The following is a 226-nucleotide window of genomic DNA, read 5'->3' as shown; positions in this document are numbered from 1 at the left end:
CTTGACCGCCTCGATGTTCTCCTTGCCGAGCTCTTCCTTCTTGACGCCGCCATTCATCTTCATGGCGCGCACGGTGGCGACGATGACGGCGGCCGACGGCTTCAAGCCCGCCTTGCGGCACTTGATGTCGAAGAACTTTTCGGCACCGAGGTCGGCGCCGAAGCCGGCTTCGGTGACGACGTAGTCGGCAAGCTTCAGCGCCGTCGTGGTGGCGACGACCGAGTTG

General features: G+C 63.7%; 1 protein-coding gene. It reads right to left on the bottom strand.

The window, feature by feature from the left end:
* The coding region (locus tag AU465_RS32670; RefSeq protein WP_192257105.1) for a formate--tetrahydrofolate ligase at positions 1-226 on the bottom strand (226 nt) is incomplete at both ends.

Origin of the sequence: Mesorhizobium silamurunense (genome assembly GCF_014843905.1) — a bacterium.
GTDB lineage: Bacteria > Pseudomonadota > Alphaproteobacteria > Rhizobiales > Rhizobiaceae > Mesorhizobium > Mesorhizobium silamurunense.
This window is presented reverse-complemented; position numbering and strand designations above follow the sequence as displayed.